We start from the raw sequence: 23,842 nt of genomic DNA on the forward strand, positions 1-23,842 counted from the left end.
TGGCTCGGCGGTGTCAGTGCGACCAGTAGGGGTCGTCGAATATCGCGCACGAGGCGGCGTAGTTCTGCGGCCCCTGGGCGAACCCGCCCTCCATGTTGTTGTCGCTGGTGTCGGTGACATCGCTGATGGTGGCCTCCACGTCGGCGCAACCCTCCCCATCCACTATGAACCTAAGAGTGAACCCCGAGCCGTCCACCTTTACGGACCAGCCTTCAGTCTGGACCGCGTATCCCTTGGCGGACCAGAGCGCCCGGACAATGTCGAGTGCCTCGTGATCCCGCTCCGAGGCGATCCGGACTCGGGCCGCCTGATCGGCGATCATCACCGCCCGGCCCGTCTTCTTGCAGCCGGACGTGCCGCAGAAGCCCGTCAACTCCGGTTCGGTGTAGTAGCTGGCCTCGGCCCACTGGAGCCCCGGGTGGAAGGCTTCCGCGAGATCGGTGAGCTCGGTCTCGATCTGGTGGTGTGCCTGCTCGACCGGCATGGTGGGCTTGTCGGGCTCCGGCCAGACGTACCAGCCGACCAGGAGCGCCAGCAGTACCCCCGGCACGGTCATGCGCCATACCGCGGCCCTCACCACGGAGCTTCCCGGGTGATCGTGTTCCCGTGGCCGCTCACGATCTTCCCGACGTTGGAGAGTGAGTCGCCGCCCTTGTGGTCCTTGCCGAAGTAGTTGTCATGGGAGTCGGTGGTTGACCCGTCGGCCACCGAGAAGCGCTCCGCGCCGAAGTCTTGGCTTGCCGGGTCCGTGCCGAACCACGACCCGGTGTAGTCAGGCCCAGCAACCCCCTGCCCGACGGCCGGCGGCAGCTCGACGGGATCATTTTTGGCCGTGCCGACGTACACGTGATCCGCACCGACCCCGAGCTGCGATGCCTTGTCCACCCCGACGCCCGGGCTGCCGACCAGCACGATGTCGTCGACGGGGAGGCCACCGGGCTGCTGGGTCGCTTTCCCGACCACCAGGGAGCCGTAGCTGTGCCCTATCGCGGTCATGTGTGCTGGCGTGCCCTGGTGGGTGTCCCGGAGTCCGGTGAGGAACTTGTCGTACGCGGGCCCGGCCTGGTCTGCCCGCTCCTCCGTGAGCACCGAGGTGCCGTCCAACTGAGGGGCGTCGTACCCCAGCCAGAACACCGACGCGACGCTCGGCGTGTCGTGGTTGCCCCTCGCACTCTGCACTGCGGAGTCGTAGATGCTCTTCGCCGTCATGGCATCGCCCGCTCCGACGCCGGCCAGGCTGCTGTTCAGCCCGGGCACCAACGACGAGACGTTCCGGGCCGTGTCCGGGTCGCCCCAGGACAGGATCGCGCGGCCCTGCCCCTGGTCACCGATCCCCAGCAACAGCAGCGGCGGGTAGGAGCCCGGCCCGCCACCGCCGGGCAGTTTGCCGTCGAGCCGGTCCTGAATGGTCTGGAAGCCGGAGAGCTGCTCCGTCAGGGCGTCGTGCTTCGTCTGCCATGCGGTGTACTGCGGGTTCTGGATCCCGCGGGCGGCGTTGTACGGTCCGGTGAACTGCGGCGGCTGCGGGCCGAGGCCGGTGAGCTGGGTCTGGCGGTCCTGGATCAGGTTCTTCAGGTTGATGCGGTTGGCCTGGTCCCGGTCGGCGGAGGGGATGCCGTCGAGGTTGCCGATGTCCTGCGGGCGGTTGTTGATCAGGTCGTGCTGCTCCTGGGGCGTCAGGCTGTCCCACCAGGCCTTGACCTGCTTCGGGTCACTGCCCTTCGCGGGGATGTTCTCCCGGTTGTTCTCGGTCTGCTGGTCCGCCCCCGAGGTGGCGGTGTCCAGGCCCTTGCCGCTGGTGGCGTTGTCGGTGAAGTGCTTCAGCCGCGAGGAGATCAACTGGTCGGCCTGGGCAGCTTCGGAGAGCGCCGCACTGACCCGGCCGCCGATGTCGGCGGCCTTGACGTCCGCCTGGTCGCCCGCGTAGGTCGGCGACGACTTGTCCTTGTCCCAGGTCATGCTGCCATCGGGGTTGACGGTGATCTTCGCGGCCTGGGCGTCGTCCAGTGCCTGGATGAGCTTCGCCTGGGCCAGCGCGAACGACTTCTCCGCGTCGTCCAGGGTCGAGCTGATCAGGTTCAGCTCGTCATGGGCGGCCTGCAGCTTGCTGTTGAAGGCGGTGAGGTCACCGTGCACCTGCACGGCGGTGCTACCAGTCCACTCGCCCAGCGGGCTCGTCACTTGGGAACGCCAGTCGTCGATGTGATGACCGAACGAAGTCACCAGCTGCGCATAGGCGAGTTGCGCCCCCGACAGTGACACCAGGTCAGCGTTCTTGAGCGTGGCTATGTCCATGCTCACCTTCCCCCGTCTCTCGTCGCGATCCGTGTCCCCCACGTCGCGCCCCGTACCCTAGTCCGCCGAGTGAGTTCGTGGGCGCATAGGTCTGCAACACCTTGGTGACGAGCGACCTGGCCCCTCCGGCCCCGCTAGCTCGGCTCGTACACCGTCAGCCCCGCGCCCTCCAGGGCCAGTGCCGTGAGGCCGGTGTCGCTGCCCGAGGTGTGCTGCTCGCCGGTGGACCAGAGGACGCCGGTGCCCGCGGTGATGGGGTGGGGGACGCCGTCGGGGCCGCTGACCCAGCCCTCGCCGGCGATGGCCAGGAAGAGCTGGTCGCAGGGGGCCGGGTGGGTGCCGATCGCGCCGCCGGGCTCGATGGTCAGGCAGGTCAGGTGGACCGCGCCGTCCTCGCTGCCGATGGCGACCCGGGTGGCGTGGGCGCCGGTGCTGGCGTAGCGGGCGATCAGCCGCTCGGCGCGGTCGAAGGTGAAGAACTGCAAGGGCGGTCCCGGGGGAGACGGACCTGGCCCGGCCCGCTGGGAGGGCGGGCCGGGCCAGGAATCACAGGTGCGGGCGGGAGGTCAGTCCTCGGCCGGGCCGTCGCCGTCGCCGTCACCCTCGCCGTCGATCTCCTCGATGTCCTCCTGGAGGCCGAGGCGCTCCACGATCCACTGCTCGAAGCCGACCGCCGCCTGGGTCCAGTTGGCGGTGGTGGTGATGAAGTAGTCGATGTTGACGCCGGTGCCGATGATCATCTGGCACTCGCCGATCAGCCGGACGACGCCGTCCTCGTGGGTGTGGGTGTAGACCTTGGGCCAGAGGGTCTCGCGGTTCCACTCGTCGATGAGGTCGAGGATCTCGCCCTTCTGCTCCAGCGTGTACGGCCGGTCGTAGAAGGCGCGGACCGCGAAGAGCTCCTTCTGGTCGCCGCGGAACATGTAGTAGACGCGGAAGCCGTCCCACGGGGCGACGAGGTCACCCTCCTCGTCCACCACGTGCTTGAGCTGCATCTGGTCCAGCAGCTGCGTCACCAGGTTCTGGTCCGGGACCACGATCGGCGGCGGACCGGCCGGACGGCCGCCACCGCCCGCGGGCGGCTGAGGAACGCCGAAGGACGGGATCGACGACGGGTCAATGCTCACGGGGGAGGTCCCTTCAACAGTGCACGAGGGTGGCTGGTGGTGTTCGGGGCCGCCCTTCCAACTGCCTCCCATCCTGCCTCATCCGGGGCCCCGGGCACAGGCACTCAGGGCCCCAGGTCGAGGTCGGACAGCAAGATCGGCTCACCGGGTTGACGACGGCGCTCCGGGGCGGCCGCCCAGTGCGCGACCGGCACCGCTCAGTGCCCGGCCCGCACCGTCAACCGGTCGCCCGCCTCGTCCCGCTCGACCACCACGGTGTCGCCGTCGCGGACGTCGCCGGACAGGATCGCCCGGGCCAGCTGGTCGCCGATCGCGGACTGCACCAGGCGGCGCAGCGGCCGGGCGCCGTACGCCGGGTCGTAGCCGGTGAGCGACAGCCAGTCGCGAGCCGCGTCGGTGACGTCCAGGGTGAGCCGGCGGTCGCGCAGCCGCTGGGCGAGCTTGGCCACCTGGAGGTCGACGATCCGGCTCAGCTCCGCGGAGCCCAGCGGGTCGAAGACCACGATGTCGTCCAGCCGGTTGAGGAACTCCGGCTTGAAGTTGCCGCGCACCGCGTCGAGCACCAGCTCCTTCTTGGCGGTGTCCGGCACCGTCGGGTCGACCAGGTACTGGCTGCCCAGGTTGGAGGTGAGGATCAGGATGGCGTTGCGGAAGTCCACGGTGCGCCCCTGCCCGTCGGTCAGCCGACCGTCGTCGAGCACCTGGAGCAGCACGTCGAAGACCTCCGGGTGGGCCTTCTCCACCTCGTCGAGCAGCACCACGCTGTACGGGCGGCGGCGGACCGCCTCGGTGAGCTGGCCGCCCTCCTCGTAGCCGACGTACCCGGGCGGGGCGCCGACCAGGCGGGAGACCGAGTGCTTCTCGCCGTACTCGCTCATGTCGATCCGGACCATGGCGCGCTCGTCGTCGAAGAGGAAGTCGGCGAGTGCCTTGGCCAGCTCGGTCTTGCCGACGCCGGTCGGGCCGAGGAAGAGGAACGAGCCGGTCGGGCGGTCCGGGTCGGCGATGCCGGAACGGGTGCGCCGCACCGCGTCCGAGACGGCCTGCACCGCGGTCTGCTGGCCGATCAGCCGGCGGCCGAGCTCCTCCTCCATGCGCAGCAGCTTGGCGCTCTCGCCCTCCAGCAGCCGGCCGGCCGGGATGCCGGTCCAGGAGGCCACCACGTCGGCCACGTCGTCCGGGCCGACCTCCTCCTTGACCATCGAGGCGGTGGCCTCCTCGTCCTGCGCCCTCTCCTGGGCATCCGCCAACTGCTGCTCGGCGGCCGGGATCTCGGCGTACATCAGCTTGGAGGCCTGCTCGAAGTCGCCGTCCCGCTGGGCGCGTTCGAGGGCGCTGTGCAGGCCGTCGAGGCGCTCCTTGAGCTCGCCGACCCGGTTGAGGCTCTTCTTCTCCTGCTCCCAGCGGGCCGTCAGGGCGCTCAACTGCTCCTGCCGGTCGGCCAGATCGCGGCGCAGCCGGGCCAGCCGCTCGACCGAGGCGGCGTCGGACTCCTTCTCCAGGGCCAGCTCCTCCATCCGCAACCGGTCGACGGCGCGCTGGAGTTCGTCGATCTCCACCGGCGAGGAGTCGATCTCCATGCGGAGCCGGGAGGCGGCCTCGTCGATCAGGTCGATGGCCTTGTCGGGCAGGAACCGGGAGGTGATGTAGCGGTCCGACAGCGAGGCGGCGGCGACCAGCGCGGCGTCCGCGATCTGCACCTTGTGGTGCGCCTCGTAGCGGCCCTTGAGCCCGCGCAGGATCGCGATGGTGTCCTCGACGCTGGGCTCGCCGACCAGCACCTGCTGGAAGCGGCGCTCCAGCGCCGGGTCCTTCTCGATCCGCTCGCGGTACTCGTCCAGCGTGGTGGCGCCGACCATCCGCAGCTCGCCGCGGGCCAGCATCGGCTTCAGCATGTTGCCGGCGTCCATCGAGGAGTCGCCGCCGGCACCGGCGCCGACCATGGTGTGCAGCTCGTCGATGAAGGTGATGACCTGGCCGTCGCTCTGCTTGATGTCGTTCAGGACGGCCTTCAGCCGCTCCTCGAACTCGCCGCGGTACTTGGCGCCGGCCACCATCGCGCTCAGGTCGAGCGCGACCAGCCGCTTGCCGCGCAGCGACTCCGGGACGTCGCCGGCGATGATCCGCTGGGCCAGGCCCTCGACCACGGCGGTCTTGCCGACGCCGGGCTCGCCGATCAGCACCGGATTGTTCTTGGTGCGCCGGGAGAGCACCTGGACCACCCGGCGGATCTCCTGGTCGCGGCCGATCACCGGGTCGAGCTTGCCGTCTCGGGCGGCCTGGGTGAGGTCGGTGCCGTACTTCTCCAGCGCCTTGTAGGTGCCCTCCGGGTCCGGCGAGGTGACCCGCCCGGAGCCGCGGACCTCGGTGAACTTGTCGAGCAGCGCGGTCGGGGTCGCGCCCTGGCGGGTCAGCAGCTCGGCGACCGGCCCGCCCTCGGCGGCCAGGCCGACCAGCAGGTGCTCGGTGGAGACGTAGGCGTCGTCGAGCTTCTCGGCCCGGCGCCCGGCGTCCTCCAGCACGGCCAGGGTGTCGCGGCCCAGCTGCGGGGCGGAGACGGTGGAGCCCTGGGCGCTGGGCAGCGCCTTGAACTGCTGCCGGGCGGCGCCGATCAGCTGCGGAACGTCGGCGCCGACCGCCTCCAGCAGCGGACGGGCCAGGCCCTCGGGCTGCTCCAGCAGGGCGAGCAGGATGTGCACCGGCCTGACGTCCGGATTGCCGGCGCTGCCGGCCTGCCGGATGGCGACGGACAGGGCGTCCTGCGTCTTGGTGGTGAACTTGCTCGCGTCCATGGCCACGATGGGGTGCTCCTCCAGGTGCTTATCGGCTACTGCTTACTCACTGCACGGTGCTCATCAGATGCTAAGGCAAGTTGAGTCTAACGCGCTCATGTTTGCTGCCTCAAGTATGCGCGGCCTTGGATCTGGTCAGCGCCAGCAGGTCGCGGGCCGGGCCGCCCGGCCGCTGCCCGGCCGGCCAGACCGCGCGCAGCGGCCGGCGCAGATCCAGCTCGGCCACCGGCACCTCGACCAGCCGCCGGGTGGCCAGCTCGTCGGCCACCGCCAGCTCGCTCAGGCAGACCGGCCCGGCGCCGGCCAGCGCCGCCGCCTTGAGCGCGGTGGTGGAGGCCAGCTCCAGCAGCGGTTCGGCCGGCGAGCCGAGCGCCCGGTCCAGCACCTCCCGGGTGCCCGAACCCGGCTCGCGCAGCACCAGCGGGGTGCCGGCCAGCTCGGCCCGGGTGACCGGGGTGCGCCGCCTGGCCCAGGGGTGCCCGGGCGCCACCACCACGGCCAGCCGGTCGGCCCCACCGCCACCCCGGCCAGGCCCGGCGGGGTCCGGGTGCCCTCCACGAAGCCCAAGTCCGCCTCGCCGGCCAGCACCTGCCCGGCCACCGCCTGGGAGTTGGCGGTGCGCAGCGTCACCGCGGTGTCCGGGCGGACCGCGTGCAGCGCCAGCAGCCAGCCCGGCATCAGGTACTCGGCCACGGTCAGTGAGGCCACCACCCGCAGCCGGGCGTCCCGGTCCTCGCGCAGCGCGGCGATCCCGGCGTCCAGCGCCTGGGCGGCCTCCACCACCTGGCGGGCCCACTCCACCACCAGCCGCCCGGTCGGGGTGGGCCGCGAGCCGCGCGGCGAGCGCTCCAGCAGCGGCACCCCGAGCTGCCGTTCCATGCCCTTGATCCGCGAGCTGGCGGCCGGCTGGCTGATCCCCAGGGCCGCCGCCGCCCGCCCGACACTGCCCTGCCGGGCAACTTCGAGCAGCAGTTCCAGCGCGCCCAGTTCGGGCACCAGGGGGGAGAGGGCCATAGATCCAGGTTATGTCCCCATAGGTCCATGGCGGCTACCGGCGCGGGCTCGGCGGGCCGAGGGTGGAGTCATGACCACCCTGCTCGCCCGCCCCGCCACCGCCGCCGCCCGCGGCCCGCTCGACCTGGCCCAGCTCGGGCCCAACTGGTACGCGGCCGTGATGGGCACGGCGATCACCGCCAACGCCGCCGTGGCGCTGCCCCACCGCGTGCCGGGGCAGCTGGGCTTCGCGCAGGCGGTCTGGGCGCTGTCGCTGGCCATGCTGGCGGTGCTGGCCGCGGCTCGGCTGGTGCACCTGACCAGGCACCGGGCGGCGGCCCGCGAGCAGCTGCTGGACAACCCCGCCACCGCGGTCTTCTACGGCTGCCCGCCGATGGCGCTGCTGGCCGTCGGCTTCGGCACCCTGACGGTCGGCGCGCCGCTGATCGGCACCGGCCCGGCGGTCGCGCTGGACCTGCTGCTGTGGAGCACCGGCACGCTCTACGCCGTGCTGGTCGCCGCCGGCCTCCCGTACCTGATGGTCACCCGGCACCGGCTCTCCGCGCTGACCGCCAACCCCACCTGGCTGCTGCCGGTGGTCGCCCCGATGGTCGCCGCGGCGCTCGGCCCGGCGCTGCTGCCGCACCTGCCGGCCGGTCTGCGCCCGGGGCTGTTCTACGCCTGCTACGGCATGTTCGGCGCCAGCCTGCTGGCCGTCCTGGTGATGCTGCCGGTGGTCTTCGCCGGCCTGGTGCACAGCAAGCTGCCCGCCGTGCTGCTCACCCCGTCGCTCTTCCTGGTGCTCGGCCCGCTCGGGCAGTCCACCACCGCGGTCGGCAACCTGGCGGACGCGGCCCGCACGGTGGCGCCCGCGCTGGCCGCCCCCGCGTTGGGCTTCGCGGTGCTCTACGGGGTGGCGATGACCGGCTTCGCGCTGCTCTGGCTGCTGCTGGCCGGAGCCGCCAACCTGCGGGCGCTGGTGCGGCACCGGATGCCGTTCGGCATGACCTGGTGGGCCTTCACCTTCCCGGTCGGCACCTGCGTCACCGGTACGGCGTCGCTGGCCCGGCACACCGGGTTCGCGGGCTTCGGCTGGCTGGCGGTGGGGCTCTACGGGCTGCTGCTGGCGGCCTGGGCGGTGGCCGGCGCGCGGACCGCGAGCGCGCTGCTGGGCGGCCGGCTGCTGCGCGTGGCGGCGTGACGTGCCCCGGCACGACGGATGCCGACGTGACGGATGGTCGTATGACGTGTGGTCACCTGACGGGAATGAACCACCCCTCGACGGCGTCCCGTCTGACGGAGCGTGTGATGATCTGCATCGCGCGACCGACCGAACGGCCGAACGGTACCCGGTTCTCGCGCCCTGCTCCGCCGACTGGCAAGATGGCGGAGGACAGTCAAGTCGGGGGTGGAGTGCGATGGCGGAGCCGGCCGATCCGGTGGGGCACCGCGAAGGGCCCGGCGCCCTGGATCTCGAGCTGGACCCGGCGGCCCGTGCCTTCTACCTGGCCGTGGTGGCCGGCGGCGGCTGGGTGAAGTCCGACGAGGTCCGGCCCGGGGACGCCGCGGCGCTGGACCGGCTGCTGGCCGTCGGCCTGGTCCGCGGCCTGCCCGGCGGCACCTTCTACTCGGTGGTCAGCCCGCGCGCCTTCCTCGGCCGGGCCGGCGGCGCCCTGCGCGCCCGGGCCGCCGAACTGCTCCGCCAGGCCGACGAGATGCCGGCCCTGCTCGACGAGCTGACCCAGGCCTACGAGGCGGCTCCCCGCAGCTACGGACTGCGCCCCGGCGTCGTGGACACCGTCACCGACCGGGACAACATCCGGCACCGGATCGCCCAGCTGGTGGCCGACACCGAGAGCGAGATCCTCACCGCCCAGCCCGGCGGCGACCGCCCCGCCGACCACCTGGCCTGGGCGATGGCCCAGGACGTGCCGTTCCTGCGCGGCGGCGGCGTGATGCGCACCCTCTACCAGCCGGTGGCCCGCACCGACCCGGCGACCAGCTCCTACGCGGCCGCCGTCACCCCGTACGGCGCCCGGATCCGGGTGCTGGACGAGGACTTCCAGCGGATGCTGATCTTCGACCGCAAGGTGGCGCTGATCCCGGCCTCCGCCGACATGGGCAGCGCCGCGTTCGTCTGCGACCCCACCGCGGTCGAGGTGCTGGTCGAGATGTTCGAGCGCGACTGGCAGCGCGCCGAGCGGGTGGCCTGGGGCTCGGCCCACTCGATGCCGGACACCGGCGCCGTGGCCGACCGGATCGCCCGGCTGCTGGCCTGCGGCCTGAGTCGGCGCGGCATCGCCAGCCGGATCGGCCTGAGCGAGCGCACCGTGGCGGCGCACATCGCCCGGCTGCGCCAGGAGTACGAGGCGGAGACGCTGTTCCAGCTGGGCTGGCTGATGCGCGGCCAGGGGGAGCGGGGCGCCGGCGACTGCTGACCCGCCAACCGATCGGTGCGGCCGGGCGGCTGCAGGAACACGCAGCTGCGGAAACCTGCACCGGTCGGCGCCTTGTCGTGCCGCGGCCACTGCGGCACCCTGGCAGCTCAGCTGATCGTCTGTCAGGAAACCGTCCGGCAAGGGGAATCGGGGGCGCCGAACGGTAGCGCAGCCCCTCGCCGGACGGGTCCGCGGGGGAGGAGTACGCGATGGCCGGGCGTTCGCATGTGCTGGTGGAGAGTCAGGTGGTCTGGGGCAAGCCGGAGGCGGACAGCTTCCTGCGGGAGGCCGTCTCGCTCGCCGAGTCCGGTGACCGGGTGATCCTCTACCTGGTCGAGGACGGGGTGTTCGCCGCCGTCTCGGACGGCATCCCGGAGCTGGCCCGGCTGGTGGAGCTGGGGTCCGAGGTCTGGGCCGACGAGTACTCGCTCGGGCACCGGGCGCTGGTCGCGACCCGGCTCTCCCCGTTCGTCCGGGTCAAGGCCGCCGAGGCGCTGGACCGTGTGGTGCGGCAGGCGGACGGGCGGGTGGCCATCCACTGAGCGATCCACTGAGCGGCTTTCGTCTGCGGTCAGCGGGGAGTGGTCAGCGGGGGCCGAGACCGAACGTTCTTCTCTCATGCTCGTCTCATACCCGCAGCTCAGCTGTGCACGGATGACCACAGCGCCGCGGCATTCTGCACGTTTGTGCAGTTGCGGGAATCTGCAGGAGGAACGCCCTTGTTCCCAGGTCCGCGCTTTGTGAGGCTTGGGATACACGCCAAGCCGCCCGGGTAACCGCAACCCGCTGGTGGTGACTCGTCCACCGTTCTCGCACAGGGGCAGAGGTATCTGTGCGAGGGGCCGGGGGACGCCGGGCGGTCGCTATTTGTGGTGATGGCGACCGCGCCCGGTACCAGCGAGGCGTTGCTGCTCCGCCTCGCTGGAAGCACCTCGGATTTGGCGTCAGTGAAGTGGATCCGCCCGGAGACAGGAGACCGAGAGTCCCTGACTCCGGGCCGGATCCGCCCACGGAGTCGACGTCGGTTGCCCGCTCGGGGGGCGGGCAACCGGACCCTCCTCCGTGCTGCCGGTGGCGCCCGCGGCGTGCCGTGCCCGTTCCTGATGAGATGATGCGCCCGAGGCGGTCGTTCGACCGCTGCCAGTCCGGCGCGCAGGGGGAACGGATGGCCGAGATGCCTGACAAGTCCGAGATGCCAGACAGTCCGTCAGCCGCCGCCCGTCCGCAGCCGGCCGAGCCGTCCCCGGGCGAAGCCGGCGCACTCGACAACCTGGTGGGAGGGCTCCCGCTCCCCGGCTACGCCGCCCGGTCGCTCTACCTGGCCGTCCTCGGCGACGGCGGTCAGCTGCCGATGGCCACCGTGCCCGAGCCCGATCGGCCGGTGGTCGCCGAACTGCTGGAGCTCGGCCTGCTCAAGGCCGACCCGGTGGCCGGCGCCTACACCGTGGTCAACCCGCGTTCGGTGGGCGGTCGGCTCAGCGAGGAACTGCGCTCGGCCGGCACCCGGCTGCTGGTCCAGGCCCAGGAGATGCCCGCCCTGCTGGAGGACCTCACCCGGGCCTACGACCGGACCCCGCGCAAGGTCGACCGCTCCGGCGAGGTGCAGCACGTCCACGGGCACGCGGAGGTCCGGGTCCGGATCGACCGGCTGCGCGACGGCGCCACCGGCGAGCTGCTCTCCGCCCAGCCCGGCGGTGCGCTGAGCCCGCAGCTGCTGGACAACGCGGTCGCCGCCTGCCGCTCGCTGCTGGAGCGCGGCGGCAGCATCCGCACCCTCTACGAGCCGGGCGCCCGGGCCCACGCCCCGACTGCCTCCTTCGTGCTGGACGCCACCGAACTCGGCGTGCGCTTCCGGGTGTTGGGCGAGTCCTTCAAACGGATGATGATCTTCGACCGGTCCACCGTGGCGATCCCGTCCGGTCCCGACTACGCCAGCGCCGCCTTCGTCGAGGACCCGGCGGTGGTCGCCTTCCTGAGCGGCATGTTCGAACGCGACTGGGCCCGCGCCGAACCCGTCCAGTGGAGCGCCGCCACCGCCCCCGAGCCGGTCGGCCAGCCGGTCCACCTCCAGGTCGGCCGCCTGCTCGCCCAGGGCCTCACCCAGCGCATGATCGCGTCCCGGCTCGGCCTCAGCGACCGCACCGTCGCCGGCCACATCTCCCGGTTGCGCGAACTCTACGACGCCGAGACGCTGTTCCAGCTGGGCTGGCTGATGCGCGCCGCGAACGGAGACGGGCGAGGGGAGTAGGGGTGACGGGGGACGGCCCGGACGGCGGGAGAACCGCGCCACCGCAGGTGCCGGACGCCGCGGCGAAGGCGCTCTACCGGCAGCTGCTGGCGGGGGGTGGGCTGTTCCACCCGGCCGACGTGCCGGCCGGGGACGCGGTGGCCCTGGAGCAGCTGCGGGTGGCCGGGCTGGTGGTGCAGCAGCAGGGGTACGAGCTCTGGACGGTGGTCGACCCTCGTGCGGCGGCCGCCCGGATGAGTGCTCAACTGCGCTCTGCCGGAATGGACTTGCTGATCCAAGCCGACGCGCAGCCCGGACCGCTGGCGGATCTGGCGGCGGCGTACGAGGGCATGCCGCGTCCGGCGGCCGGCAACAGCGTGATCCAGCAACTGCACGACCTCACCCAGATCCAGCAACGCGTGGAGCAGGCGGCGGCCGAGAGCAAGTGGGAGATCCTGGTCGCAGGACCGGGACCTCGGCACCAGGTGGCGGCCGACCAGGCGAAGGAGACGGCCAGGGGCCTGGTGAGTCGAGGGGTGGCGTTCCGGGTGCTGTACCAGTCCGCGGCGCGGCAGGTGCCCGCAGTCGTGGAGTACGCGGCCTACGCCAGCCGTCTGGGCGTTCGCTTCCGGGTGCTGGACGAGCCGTTCCTGCAGACGATGATCTTCGACCGCAGGGTGGTGGTGGTCGGCTCCCCCGGCACCTTCCACGCGTCCTTCATCGAGGATCCGGTGCTGGTGGGCCTGGTGGTGGACCAGTTCGAGCGCGACTGGGCACGGGCGGAGCGGGTGCGATGGGATGCGCCGAGGGAGACGGACCCGTTGGTCCCACTGCTCGCCCGAGGGCTGACCCAGCGGGCGATCGCCAAGCGGCTGAGGTTGAGCGAGCGGACGGTGGCGACCCAGATCGCCCGGCTGCGGGAGGAGTACGACGCCGAGACGCTCTTCCAGCTGGGCTGGCAGATCCGGGGCGAGCAGCCCGACTCGTGATCCGCCGAGCTGGGCTGCGTACCTCTGGCCGCCTCCGGCTACTTCTGGCCGGCGAGGCTCAGCCGGTCACCGCACCGGTGCTCGGCCAGCTGCTGTACGGGTTGCGCAGGCTGGAGGCCGGGCTGAACTGCTCGCCCGGGGCGGTCCAGAAGCCGTCGCGCAGCGAGAGCGCCATGCCGGCCCAGTCCAGCGCGGTCTCGACGATGTGGCGCAGGCTCTCCTCGGACCAGGTGTCGTCGAAGACCAGCGGGAGCACCGGGGCGACCTGCTCGATGGTGGCGATCAGCGGGTTGTGGGTGATCGCCTCGTCCACCAGCAGCACGATCGGCTTGCGCAGGGCGGAGCCCCAGCCGAGCTCCAGCGAGACGCCGGCGGAGAGCGGCGAGCCGACGTAGGCGAAGATCAGGTCCGCGCTCTGCATGGCCCGGAAGTCGGAGGGCACCCGCGGCTCCGGGGCGCGCCCCTCGATCGTCCACGCGTCGCTGTGGTGCGCGCTGAAGACCGCGGCGCCGCTGTGCAGCAGCGAGCTGCGCAGGGCGGTCAGGCGGGTCCGGCTGGCCAGCGTCACGACGCTGTCGGCCGGCCCGGTCAGCCGCATCAGCGGGGCGGCGAGGAAGACACGGGCCCGGCGGCCTTCGGGGGCCTGGGCTGCGTGCTGGCGCATGTAGGGCTCAGTCATGGCGATGGCTCCGGGGATGGATGGTCCTGCGCTGTGTGGTGTCAGCGCAGGTGAAGCAGTGCGATTGCTGCTATCGCGTCGGGCCGGCCGCACTGGCGGTGCCCGCTCGCTTGATCGATCGTCACTGCTCCCGGTTCAGGGAGTCCACCGCAATGGTGTGTCATATCGCTGACTGGCATCCGGATGACACTGTTGCACGTGCATCTGCTTGATGCATCTGCTCGGGAAGGTGTCATCTTTCTGCCTGGCAGCACGATGCCAGGCCTTGAATGCAAACTGAGCTTGCCTCAGCTGGAGAATCTGGCTTTGATGTTTAGTTGTCCGTGGCTGTCGCAATATGTGATAGACGGTTACGGAGATGGTGTCTTTATAGCAGGTTCATGACAAGGGAGGCATCAGATGCACCGTTCACCTCGATTCACCATTCGCACGCTGGTGGCGGCCGGTTCGCTCGGCGCAGCCATCCTGGTGCCCGGGGTGGCTCTGGCCGCGTCGCAGGACTCCTCTGCCGTAGCCAGCGCGACGGCCTGGCATCAGCAGAGCGTCACTGTTGCTTCCCCGGCGGACTGGCAGTGGAACACCCACGCCGGTTCGACCGCTGTTCCTGCGGACTGGCAGTGGAGCGTTCGTGCCGGTTCCAGCGCTGTTCCTGCGGACTGGCAGTGGAGCGTTCGTTCCAGCGCTGCTCCTGCCGACTGGCAGTGGAACACTCACGCCGCTTCGACCGCCGTTCCGGCGGACTGGCAGTGGACCCACCGCACCGCTTCGACCGCTGTTCCCGCCGACTGGCAGTGGTAGGAGGCCGCCGCGCCAGTGCGGGGTCAGAGTTGTGAGGCTGACTGCTGCGACTGCGGGCAGTCCTGATCAGCGGCGTCGGCCTCACCGTCCTCCGCGTAGAGGCTCTTGGGAGCATGGAGGGCCATCCGCCAGCCGAGCTGGAAGAGGGTCTCCGAGTTGTACTCCTCGCGGAAGTCGGCGATGTGCCGGGCCAGGGTGCGCTCGCTGATGCCCAGGTTGCGGGCGATGACTCGGTGACCGACACCCTGGATCATCATGCGCAGAATGTTGGTGCGCATCTTGGAGATCACCGCGGGAGGAACCTCGGTGGCTCCCAGGAACGGACTGGACCGTTCCCAGAGCCGCTCGAAGGAGTCCAGCATGTAGGCGACGATGGCCTCGTCACTGATGAGTGCCGCCGCCTGCGTGTCCCCCTGAACGGGTATGACGGCGACTCTGCGATCGATGATGAAGAGTCGGCTGAACGGCTCTTCCAGGGTTCTGACTTCCGCTCCGGCGTCGGTTATCCGCTCGACGTAGTGCCTGGTGGGGGCGGAGTACCTGGTGCTGGGGTGGTAGACGATGCGGCGGGCCACCCCGCGGCGCAGCACGGCGATGTCGGCTTCCAGCGCGGCTTGCACGAGGTACTGCCGCCCTCCGCCGCCCGGTTGCGCGGTGAGCACCTCGAACTGCGCCCCCTCCGCCAGGGCGTTCACGCGCTGGTTGATCTCCACCACGCCTTTGACGTACTCCACCGGGCCGCCAGGGTGGAATTCCTTGTTCAGCGACTGATAGGCGTGGCCCAGGTCCTGCATGGATGTGGGCACCAGCACGGCCTGCGAGAGCAGCAAATAGGCCTGCTTCTGCCAAGTAGAGCTAAGCCGTTGGGCAAGTCGATCGGGGTCCGTCGCGGTGACGGTTGCGGGTTTTCCTTGACTGAAAACCAGTAGACCGAGTTCCACGAGTTCGGCGTATGGCCCGGTCGGGTCGGATTCCTCGACCTCAATGGTCCCGCCCGCCGCGATGACCTGGAGATACAGTGCCTTCGCCGCCTCGGAGACGAACTCGACGTGCTCCTTCTCCCCTTCGGCTCCGCCTGTCGAACCCATCCCCTGGCTCCCCCTCCCGGGAAAACTCGATCACCGACGCGATTTGCCAACACAAGTCGGGCTGCACTCTACGCAAACGCGGGAGCGGGTGACACCCCGCCATTCGATGGGGTGCCAACCGCTCCCGTCAAGAACCCTGCCGTGTTCCTGCGCTCCCGTTAACGCCGCGGCCGCCAGACCACCAGCGCGGCCGACTGCGTCGGCGGCTGGTACGGCACCAGGTCACGGCGGTACGACGCGTGCACCGCGGCCTCCCTCGCCTGGAGCGCCGCACCCGCGCCCTCGACGGCGGCGGCGAGCTCGGCGACCCGGGACTGCAGGGCCGCGACCTGGTTCTCCAGCTCGATGATCCGCTTGATCCCGGCCAGGTTGATGCCCTCGTCCTGGGAGAGCCGCTGCACCTCGCGCAACTGCTGGATGTCGCGGGCCGAGTAGCGCCGCCCGCCGCCGCCGGTGCGGTCCGGGCAGACCAGGCCGAGCCGGTCGTACTGCCGCAGGGTCTGCGGGTGCAGGCCGGACAGCTCGGCGGCCACCGAGATCACGTAGACCGGGGTCTCCTCGGTGAGCGCGTAGCCCGCGCCGGCGGGGGCGGTGCGCCGGCGGCGGGGTGCGCCGCCGGGCAGGCCCTCGCCGATGCCGGCGCCGATGCCGGGGCCATTACCGGAGTCATGGGGGTTCATGTCGGGTCACGCTCCCTCCGCCGCCTTGAACAGAGCGGCTCGCGGGTCCTCGGATGCGGTGGCGTCTCGGTACTGCTCCAGTGCGTTCAGGGCCTCGCCGGAAACCTCCTGCGGGACCGTCACTTCGACGGTGACCAGCAGGTCGCCGCGGGTGCCGTCCTTGCGGGTGGCGCCCTTGCCGCGAGCCCGCAGGGTGAGCCCGTTGGCGCTACCGGCCGGCAGCCGCAGCTTCACGGCCGGGCCGTTGAGGGTGGGGACGTCGATGGTGCCACCAAGAGCCGCCTCGGGGAAGGAGACGGGCACGGTGACGGTGAGGTTGTCGCCCTTGCGCCCGAAGACCGGGTGCGTGGTGACGTGGACCGTGACATACAGGTCGCCGGGCTGACCACCGCGCTCGCCCTGGGCGCCCTTGCCCTTGAGGCGGATCCGCTGGGCGTCCTGGACGCCCGCCGGGATCCGCACCTGCATGGTGCGGGCGGAGCTGGCCCGGCCGCTGCCGTGGCAGTCGGGGCACGGGTCGTCGACGATCATGCCGCGGCCCTTGCAGTCCCGGCACGGCTCGGAGAGCGCGAAGGCCCCCTGGCCCCGGCTGACCGTGCCGGCCCCGACGCAGGTCGGGCAGACCCGCGGCGTGGTGCCGGTCTTGGCGCCGGTGCCGGCGCAGCTGCGGCAGGCCGCCTGGCTGGTCATCCGCAGCGGCACGGTGGCGCCGTCCACGGCCTCGTCGAAGCTGAGGGTCACCTCGGTCTCGACGTCCTGGCCGCGGCGCGGCTGGGGCTGCCGGGTGCGGTTGAACAGCCCGCCGAAGACGTCGCCGATGCCACCGCCGCCGCTGGTCTGGCTGCCGTTGAAGAGGTCGCCGAAGTCGAAGCCGTAGCCGTTGCCGCCGGGGCCGCGCATGCCGCCGGCGCCGAACAGGCTGCGGGCCTCGTCGTACTCCTTGCGGCGCTTCTCGTCGGAGAGGACGTCATACGCCTCGGAGATGTCCTTGAACTTCTCCTCGGCCTTGGCGTCGCCCTTGTTGGCGTCCGGGTGGTACTCCCGGGCGAGCTTGCGGTAGGTCTTCTTGATCTCGGCGGTGGTGGCGTCCTTGGGCACGCCGAGGACCTTGTAGTAGTCCTTCTCCACGTAGTCCTTCGTGCTCATGACTCCCAACCACCTCCCGGGGGCGATACGGCGCTGCGGAGCCGCGCGTCACCGGTGGTGACGCGCGACCCCGCAGCACACAGCGTGTCAGTTCTCGGCAGCACCGTCAGCCTCGGGGCCCGCCGGGCCGTCAGCGTCCGGGCCGGCCGTGGACTGGGTGCCCGGCTGCGGCTCGGCCACCGCCACCATCGCCGGGCGGATGATCCGCTCGCCGATCCGGTAGCCCGGCTGCAGCACCTGCACGCAGGTGTCCTCGGTGACCTCCGAGGAGTAGCTGTGCATCAGGGCCTCGTGCATGTTCGGGTCGAAGGGCTCGCCCTCCTTGCCGAACTGCTGCAGACCGAGCTTGGCCACCACGGTCTCCAGGTTGTCGGAGACCGACTTGAAGCCGCCGGTCACCTCGCCGTGCTCACGGGCCCGGCCGATGTCGTCCAGCACCGGGATCAGGGACTCCAGGATGTTGGAGACCGCGATCTCACGGACCGTCAGCCGGTCGCGCTCGACCCGCTTGCGGTAGTTCTGGTACTCGGCCTGCAGGCGCTGCAGGTCGGCGGTGCGCTCGGAAGCCTCGCGCTTGGCGGTGGCGAGCTCGTCGGACCCGACCTCCCCGGCGGCGGCCTTGACGGCCTCCTCCGCGGCCTTCAGGACCGCCTCGTCGGCGTTGGAGTCGTCGCCGGGCTCCACGCCCTGCGGCTTCTCCGTCATGCGGCACCACCCTTGGGCTTCTCGTCGTCGATGATCTCGGCGTCGACGACGTCGTCCTCCTTGGGCGCCTCGGCACCCGCGGCACCGGCACCGGCACCAGCGGCCTGGGCGTCGGCGTAGAGGGCCTGGCCGAGCTTCTGGGCGGTGGTGGAGACCTTCTCCGAGGCCTCGCGGATCGCCGCGATGTCCTCGCCCTTCAGGGCCTCCTTGAGCTCGCCGATCGCGGTCTCGACCTCGGTCTTGACCTCGGCCGGCAGCTTGTCGGTGTTGTCGGCGATGAACTTCTCGGTCGAGTAGACGAGCTGCTCGGCCTGGTTGCGGGTCTCCACGGCCTCGCGGCGCTTGTGGTCCTCCTCCGCGTACTGCTCGGCCTCGCGGGTCATCCGCTCGATGTCGTCCTTGGGCAGCGAGGAGCCGCCGGTGACGGTCATCCGCTGCTCCTTGCCGGTGCCGAGGTCCTTGGCACCGACGTGCATGATGCCGTTGGCGTCGATGTCGAAGGTGACCTCGATCTGCGGCAGGCCGCGCGGCGCCGGCGGCAGACCGGTCAGCTCGAACATGCCGAGCTTCTTGTTGTACGCCGCGATCTCGCGCTCGCCCTGGTAGACCTGGATCTGCACGGAGGGCTGGTTGTCCTCGGCGGTGGTGAAGATCTCCGAGCGCTTGGTCGGGATCGTGGTGTTGCGCTCGATCAGCTTGGTCATGATGCCGCCCTTGGTCTCGATGCCCAGGGACAGCGGGGTGACGTCGAGCAGCAGGACGTCCTTGACCTCGCCCTTCAGCACACCGGCCTGCAGCGCGGCACCGATGGCCACGACCTCGTCCGGATTGACGCCCTTGTTGGCCTCCTTGCCGCCGGTCAGCTCCTTGACCAGCTCGGAGACGGCGGGCATCCGGGTCGAGCCGCCGACCAGGACCACGTGGTCGATCTCGGACAGCTGGATGCCGGCGTCCTTGATGACGTTGTGGAACGGAACCTTGCAGCGCTCCAGCAGGTCGGAGCTCAGCTGCTGGAACTGGGCCCGGGTGAGCTTCTCGTCCAGGTGCAGCGGGCCCTCGGCGGAGGCCGTGATGTAGGGCAGGTTGATGGAGGTCTCGGAGGACGAGGAGAGCTCGATCTTGGCCTTCTCGGCCGCCTCGCGCAGGCGCTGCAGCGCCATCTTGTCCTTGGAGAGGTCCACACCGTGGCCGGCCTGGAAGGTCTTCACCAGGTGGTCGACGATCCGCTGGTCCCAGTCGTCACCACCGAGGTGGTTGTCACCGTTGGTGGCCTTGACCTCGACCACGCCGTCGCCGATCTCCAGCAGCGACACGTCGAAGGTGCCGCCACCGAGGTCGAAGACCAGGATGGTCTGGTCGTCCTTGTCCAGGCCGTAGGCCAGGGCGGCGGCGGTCGGCTCGTTGACGATGCGCAGGACGTTCAGGCCCGCGATCTCGCCGGCCTCCTTGGTGGCCTGGCGCTCGGAGTCGTTGAAGTAGGCCGGGACGGTGATGACCGCGTCGGTGACGGTCTCGCCCAGGTAGGCCTCGGCGTCCCGCTTCAGCTTCTGCAGGATGAAGGCGCTGATCTGCTGCGGGTTGAAGTCCTTGCCGTCGATGGCGGTCTTCCACCCGGTGCCCATGTGGCGCTTGACCGAGCGGATGGTCCGGTCGACGTTGGTGACGGCCTGGCGCTTGGCGACCTCGCCGACCAGGACCTCACCGTTCTTGGCGAAGGCGACGACGGACGGCGTGGTCCGGGCGCCCTCGGCGTTGGTGATGACGGTGGGCTCACCGCCTTCGAGAACACTGACGACGGAGTTCGTCGTGCCGAGGTCGATACCGACCGCGCGTGCCATCTGGATACCTCCACGAGAGTTGAGCTTTACGCGCTCAAGCATGCATGAGGGGCGGGGATGAGTCAACAGGCATGAGCTGGCTCGACTCAACTTTTCTGCCCCGCCGCGTGACCCCTTCCAATTTGCCCCTCATGGGTGAGTATGGGCTTACGTGACTGCCGCCATACCTTGAGCGTCTTCTGAAAAGGTGCTAATGGGCGGTATGGTCCGGCCGGGTGGGCGCCAAGTTACCCACCAGTACAATTGACCGACATGCCCTCACCGCCGCTGGAGTACGGAGAGCCCGGATGCAGCTAGCAGCGATCGTCATCTCACTAACGACCATCGTGGTCGGCGTGGCGCTGTTCGCTCGCGCCATCGCCAAGATCTACCGATTCGTCAGGCTCGGCCAGCCCGTGCCGAAGGGATCGCGGATCAACGACCCGGTTGCCCGGACCGTCACGCTGGCCCGGGAGTTCCTCGGGCACACCCGGATGAACAAGTGGGGCATCGTCGGCATCGCCCACTGGGCCGTCGCCGTCGGGTTCTACGCGCTGATCTTCACCCTGGTCGGCGCGATCGGTCAGCTCTTCGACCCCAACTGGGTGGTCCCGGTCATCGGTGACTGGGCCCCGTACCTGGTGTTCCAGGAGCTGCTCGGCCTGGTGACCTTCCTCGGCATCGCGGTGCTGACGGTGATCCGCCAGCTGAGCCTGCCGAACAAGTCGGGCCGCAAGTCCCGCTTCGCCGGCTCCAACATGGGCTTCGCGTACTTCATCGAGGCCGTCATCCTGATCATCGGCGCGGCGATCCTGACCCTGCGCGGCATCGAGGGCGCACAGCTCGGCGTCAACCACTACGAGGCCTCCTACGTGGTCTCGTACCCGCTGGTGCAGCTGTTCTCCGGGCTGAGCACCGGTGCCCTGCACAACTGGCTCTTCCTGGTCGCGGGCATCAAGATCTCGGTCTCCTTCATCTGGATGATCACGGTCTCGCTGAACACCGACATGGGTGTCGCCTGGCACCGCTTCCTGGGCTTCCCCAACATCTGGTTCAAGCGCAACGCCGACGGTGAGGTGGCGCTCGGCGCCCTGCAGCCGATGACCAGCGCCGGCCAGCCGATCGACTTCGAGGACCCGGCCGACGACGCCGTCTTCGGCGTCTCCCAGGTCGAGCACTTCTCCTGGAAGGGCATCCTCGACTTCTCCACCTGCACCGAGTGCGGCCGCTGCCAGTCGCAGTGCCCCGCCTGGAACACCGGCAAGCCGCTGTCGCCCAAGCTGCTGATCATGTCGCTGCGCGACCACGCCTACGCCAAGGCCCCTACCTGCTGGCCGGTGGCGGCAAGGACATGGAGGGCGAGGAGAAGGCGACCGCCGAGCAGCTGGCGAACGTGCCGGCCGCCGCGCTCGCCGAGGCCGAGCGCCCGCTGATCGGCACCGCCGAAGAGAACGGCGTCATCGACCCGGACGTGCTGTGGTCCTGCACCACCTGCGGTGCCTGTGTCGAGCAGTGCCCGGTGGACATCGAGCACATCGACCACATCGTCGACATGCGCCGCTACCAGGTGATGATCGAGTCGTCGTTCCCGACCGAGGCCGGGACGATGCTCAAGAACCTGGAGAACAAGGGCAACCCCTGGGGCCTGGCCACCAAGGCCCGGCTGGACTGGGTCAAGGAGCTCAAGAAGGAGACCGGCATCGAGGTGCCGGTCATCGGCCAGGACATCGAGCCCGCCGAGGTCGAGTACCTCTACTGGGTCGGCTGCGCCGGCGCCCTGGAGGACCGCGCCAAGAAGACCACCAAGGCCTTCGCGGAGCTGCTGCACACCGCCGGCGTGAAGTTCGCCATCCTGGGCAAGGAGGAGTCCTGCACCGGTGACTCCGCCCGCCGCCTGGGCAACGAGTTCCTCTTCCAGATGCTCGGCGCGCAGAACGTCGAGACCCTGAACGCGGCCCTCGAGGACGCCCCCAAGAAGCGGATCGTGGCCACCTGCCCGCACTGCTTCAACACCATCGCCAACGAGTACCCGCAGCTCGGCGGCCACTTCGAGGTGATCCACCACACCCAGCTGCTCCAGCACCTGATCGACGAGGGCAGGCTGATCCCGGTCAACCCGGTCGAGGGCCTGATCACCTACCACGACCCCTGCTACCTGGGCCGCCACAACAAGGTCTACAGCCCGCCGCGCGAGATCATGGACAAGGTCCCGGGTCTGCGCCAGCAGGAGATGCACCGCCACAAGGAGCGCGGCTTCTGCTGCGGCGCCGGTGGTGCCCGGATGTGGATGGAGGAGCGGATCGGCAAGCGGATCAACACCGAGCGCGTCGACGAGGCGCTGTCGCTCAACCCCGACATCGTCTCCACCGCCTGCCCGTTCTGCCTGGTGATGCTCTCCGACTCGGTGAACGGCAAGAAGAACGAGGGCGCCGCCAAGGAGCACCTGAAGGTGGTCGACGTGGCCCAGCTGCTGCTCGACTCGGTCAAGGCCGCGCCGGTCGTCGAGGAGCCGGAGCCCGTCGAGGCCTAGGGCGAGGCGCGGGCCCAGGTCTGGAACGTCAGGCCTGGGTCGAGGCAGGCCTGGGCCGAGGCCTAGAACGTCAGGCCTGCCTGAGGACTACGTGAGAACGGATGTTTGGGCCGAGCGCGAATGTGCTTGCGGCTCAACGCCTCACATATGATGCCTGCCCCGGGCCAAACCGCCCGGGGCAGGCTGCGTGGGGCTGCCTTTCGGGTCGTCACCAGGCGCCCGCGAAGTCCCGTTCGAGCGTCCGTCAACTGATCAGCAGTCGGTGAGCGGCGCATACCGAGCACCAAGAACCCAACGACGGTCCTGGCAAATCGACAGGCCAGATCGCTGACCGGAACCAAGGGGAGAAACGCACAGATGACCCAGGCGATCATGCTGGTGGGTGGTCAGGGCACCCGGCTTCGCCCGCTCACCACGCACACCCCGAAGCCCATGCTCCCGGTTGCGGGCGTGCCGTTCATCGCGCACCAGCTCGCCCGGGCGGCCGCGGCGGGCGTCACCCGCGTGGTGCTCGCCACGTCCTACCTGGCCGAGGTCTTCGAGGAGCACTTCGCCGACGGCTCTCCCTACGGCATCGAGCTGGTCTACCTCACCGAGAAGGAGCCGCTGGGCACCGGAGGCGCGATCCGCAACGCCGCCGAGGGCCTGACCTGCGGCCCCGACGAGCCGGTCCTGATCTTCAACGGCGACATCCTCTCCGGCCTGGACATCGCCGCGCTGCGCGACGGCCACGTGGCCGCCGGCGCCGACGTCACCCTGCACCTCACCCGGGTCGAGGACCCGCGGGCGTTCGGCCTGGTGCCGACCGACGAGCAGGGCCGGGTGCTGGAGTTCCTGGAGAAGCCGGAGACCCCCGAGCAGATCGTCACCGACCAGATCAACGCCGGCTGCTACGTCTTCACCCGCTCGGTGATCGACCGCATCCCGGCCGGCCGGGTCGTCTCGGTCGAGCGCGAGACCTTCCCCGGGCTGCTGGAGAGCGGCGCGCTGGTCCGCGGCGTGGTCGACACCTCCTACTGGCTGGACCTGGGCACCCCCGGCGCGTTCGTGCGCGGCTCCGCCGACCTGGTGCTCGGCCGGGTCGACTCCCCGGCGGTCCCCGGTCCCACCGGTGAGGCGCTGCTGCTGCCCGGCGCCACCGTGGACCCGGCCGCCGTGCTCAGCTCCGGCACCGTGGTCTCCGAGGGCGCCTCGATCGCGGCCGGCGCCATCGTCGAGGGCTCCGTGGTGCTGCCCGGCGCGGTGGTCCACGCGGACGCCGTGGTCAAGGACTCGATCGTGGGCGCCTACGCGGTGATCGGCGACCGCACCGTGCTGGACGGCGCGGTGATCGGCGACGGCGCCGTGGTCGAGGCCGACAACGAGCTGCCGAACGGCATCCGGATCGCCTGCGGCGCCCGGCTCGCGGTCGGCGCGGTGCGCACCACCGCCGGCCCCGGCGGCTGCCCGGCCGGCGAGACCTCCGCGGCGGCCGTGCACGGGTCGGTGCTGCAGAAGTAGTCGGCGCTTCCTTCCGGTCGCCCGTTCTTCCGTTCGAG

17 protein-coding genes and 3 pseudogenes are annotated in these 23,842 nt (G+C 70.6%); 8 read left to right on the top strand and 12 right to left on the bottom strand.

Annotated features, from left to right (window positions below; genetic code table 11):
• Positions 1–13 precede the first annotated feature (13 nt).
• From E6W39_RS21990 to E6W39_RS22015, 6 genes and pseudogenes are all read right to left on the bottom strand, one after another.
• On the bottom strand, positions 14–556 hold the full coding sequence (locus tag E6W39_RS21990; protein WP_141634980.1) for a hypothetical protein: 543 nt from the start codon (positions 554–556) through the stop codon (positions 14–16).
• Positions 557–573: 17 nt separating this feature from the next.
• A complete protein-coding gene (locus tag E6W39_RS21995) occupies positions 574–2,295 on the bottom strand; it encodes an alpha/beta hydrolase (RefSeq protein WP_141634981.1) in 1,722 nt (573 codons plus the stop codon).
• Positions 2,296–2,429: 134 nt separating this feature from the next.
• Positions 2,430–2,780, bottom strand: a complete 351-nt coding sequence (locus E6W39_RS22000) for a cupin (RefSeq protein ID WP_141634982.1) — start codon at positions 2,778–2,780, stop codon at positions 2,430–2,432.
• A gap of 81 nt (positions 2,781–2,861) precedes the next feature.
• Positions 2,862–3,422 carry a type III secretion system chaperone family protein gene (locus tag E6W39_RS22005; protein WP_141634983.1) on the bottom strand — a complete coding sequence of 187 codons (561 nt, stop codon included), beginning with the start codon at positions 3,420–3,422 and terminating at the stop codon, positions 2,862–2,864.
• 197 nt (positions 3,423–3,619) lie between these two features.
• Positions 3,620–6,214, bottom strand: coding sequence for an ATP-dependent chaperone ClpB (clpB, locus tag E6W39_RS22010; protein ID WP_141637883.1), 2,595 nt, complete (start codon positions 6,212–6,214; stop codon positions 3,620–3,622).
• A 109-nt stretch (positions 6,215–6,323) separates the two neighbouring features.
• A pseudogene (locus tag E6W39_RS22015) lies at positions 6,324–7,228 on the bottom strand (LysR substrate-binding domain-containing protein).
• Between the two features lie 70 nt (positions 7,229–7,298).
• On the opposite strand from E6W39_RS22015, the gene E6W39_RS22020 reads away from it, so the two are divergent.
• From E6W39_RS22020 to E6W39_RS22040, 5 genes are all read left to right on the top strand, one after another.
• Entirely contained in the window at positions 7,299–8,408 is a 1,110-nt protein-coding gene (locus tag E6W39_RS22020) for a TDT family transporter (protein WP_141634984.1), read from the top strand.
• Positions 8,409–8,625: 217 nt separating this feature from the next.
• Positions 8,626–9,645: a LuxR family transcriptional regulator gene (locus E6W39_RS22025; protein ID WP_141634985.1), complete on the top strand. Its 1,020-nt coding sequence runs from the start codon at positions 8,626–8,628 to the stop codon at positions 9,643–9,645.
• A gap of 209 nt (positions 9,646–9,854) precedes the next feature.
• Positions 9,855–10,187, top strand: coding sequence for a hypothetical protein (locus tag E6W39_RS22030; protein WP_141634986.1), 333 nt, complete (start codon positions 9,855–9,857; stop codon positions 10,185–10,187).
• A gap of 632 nt (positions 10,188–10,819) precedes the next feature.
• Complete coding sequence (locus E6W39_RS22035; RefSeq protein WP_228718281.1) at positions 10,820–11,893, top strand: LuxR C-terminal-related transcriptional regulator; 1,074 nt, start codon at positions 10,820–10,822, stop codon at positions 11,891–11,893.
• A gap of 2 nt (positions 11,894–11,895) precedes the next feature.
• Entirely contained in the window at positions 11,896–12,861 is a 966-nt protein-coding gene (locus E6W39_RS22040; protein ID WP_141634987.1) for a LuxR family transcriptional regulator, read from the top strand.
• 58 nt (positions 12,862–12,919) lie between these two features.
• Here the strand turns inward: E6W39_RS22040 and E6W39_RS22045 are convergent, their stop codons facing one another.
• The gene (locus tag E6W39_RS22045; protein WP_141634988.1) at positions 12,920–13,540 is read right to left on the bottom strand and encodes a TIR domain-containing protein; all 621 of its coding nucleotides are present in this window, start codon (positions 13,538–13,540) and stop codon (positions 12,920–12,922) included.
• A 399-nt stretch (positions 13,541–13,939) separates the two neighbouring features.
• Here E6W39_RS22045 and E6W39_RS22050 point away from each other — a divergent pair, with 399 nt between their 5' ends.
• The gene (locus E6W39_RS22050) at positions 13,940–14,338 is read left to right on the top strand and encodes a hypothetical protein (protein ID WP_141634989.1); all 399 of its coding nucleotides are present in this window, start codon (positions 13,940–13,942) and stop codon (positions 14,336–14,338) included.
• A gap of 23 nt (positions 14,339–14,361) precedes the next feature.
• Here E6W39_RS22050 and E6W39_RS22055 read toward each other — a convergent pair whose 3' ends face one another.
• From E6W39_RS22055 to dnaK, 5 genes are all read right to left on the bottom strand, one after another.
• The gene (locus E6W39_RS22055) at positions 14,362–15,426 is read right to left on the bottom strand and encodes a hypothetical protein (protein WP_141634990.1); all 1,065 of its coding nucleotides are present in this window, start codon (positions 15,424–15,426) and stop codon (positions 14,362–14,364) included.
• 158 nt (positions 15,427–15,584) lie between these two features.
• Complete coding sequence (locus E6W39_RS22060) at positions 15,585–16,106, bottom strand: heat shock protein transcriptional repressor HspR (RefSeq protein ID WP_141634991.1); 522 nt, start codon at positions 16,104–16,106, stop codon at positions 15,585–15,587.
• 6 nt (positions 16,107–16,112) lie between these two features.
• Positions 16,113–17,252, bottom strand: coding sequence for a molecular chaperone DnaJ (dnaJ, locus tag E6W39_RS22065; RefSeq protein ID WP_141634992.1), 1,140 nt, complete (start codon positions 17,250–17,252; stop codon positions 16,113–16,115).
• An 87-nt stretch (positions 17,253–17,339) separates the two neighbouring features.
• A complete protein-coding gene (grpE, locus tag E6W39_RS22070) occupies positions 17,340–17,957 on the bottom strand; it encodes a nucleotide exchange factor GrpE (protein ID WP_101380787.1) in 618 nt (205 codons plus the stop codon).
• Positions 17,954–19,795, bottom strand: a complete 1,842-nt coding sequence (dnaK, locus tag E6W39_RS22075) for a molecular chaperone DnaK (protein ID WP_141634993.1) — start codon at positions 19,793–19,795, stop codon at positions 17,954–17,956. Before dnaK ends, grpE begins: the two co-directional genes overlap by 4 nt.
• 287 nt (positions 19,796–20,082) lie before the next feature.
• Between dnaK and E6W39_RS22080 the strand changes: the two are divergent.
• A pseudogene (locus E6W39_RS22080) lies at positions 20,083–22,304 on the top strand ((Fe-S)-binding protein).
• A 357-nt stretch (positions 22,305–22,661) separates the two neighbouring features.
• Positions 22,662–23,726 (top strand): annotated as a pseudogene (gene manB, locus E6W39_RS22085) (mannose-1-phosphate guanylyltransferase); the annotation flags it as partial.
• Positions 23,727–23,842: the final 116 nt, after the last annotated feature.

This window comes from Kitasatospora acidiphila, from assembly GCF_006636205.1.
Taxonomy (GTDB): Bacteria; Actinomycetota; Actinomycetes; order Streptomycetales; family Streptomycetaceae; genus Kitasatospora; species Kitasatospora acidiphila.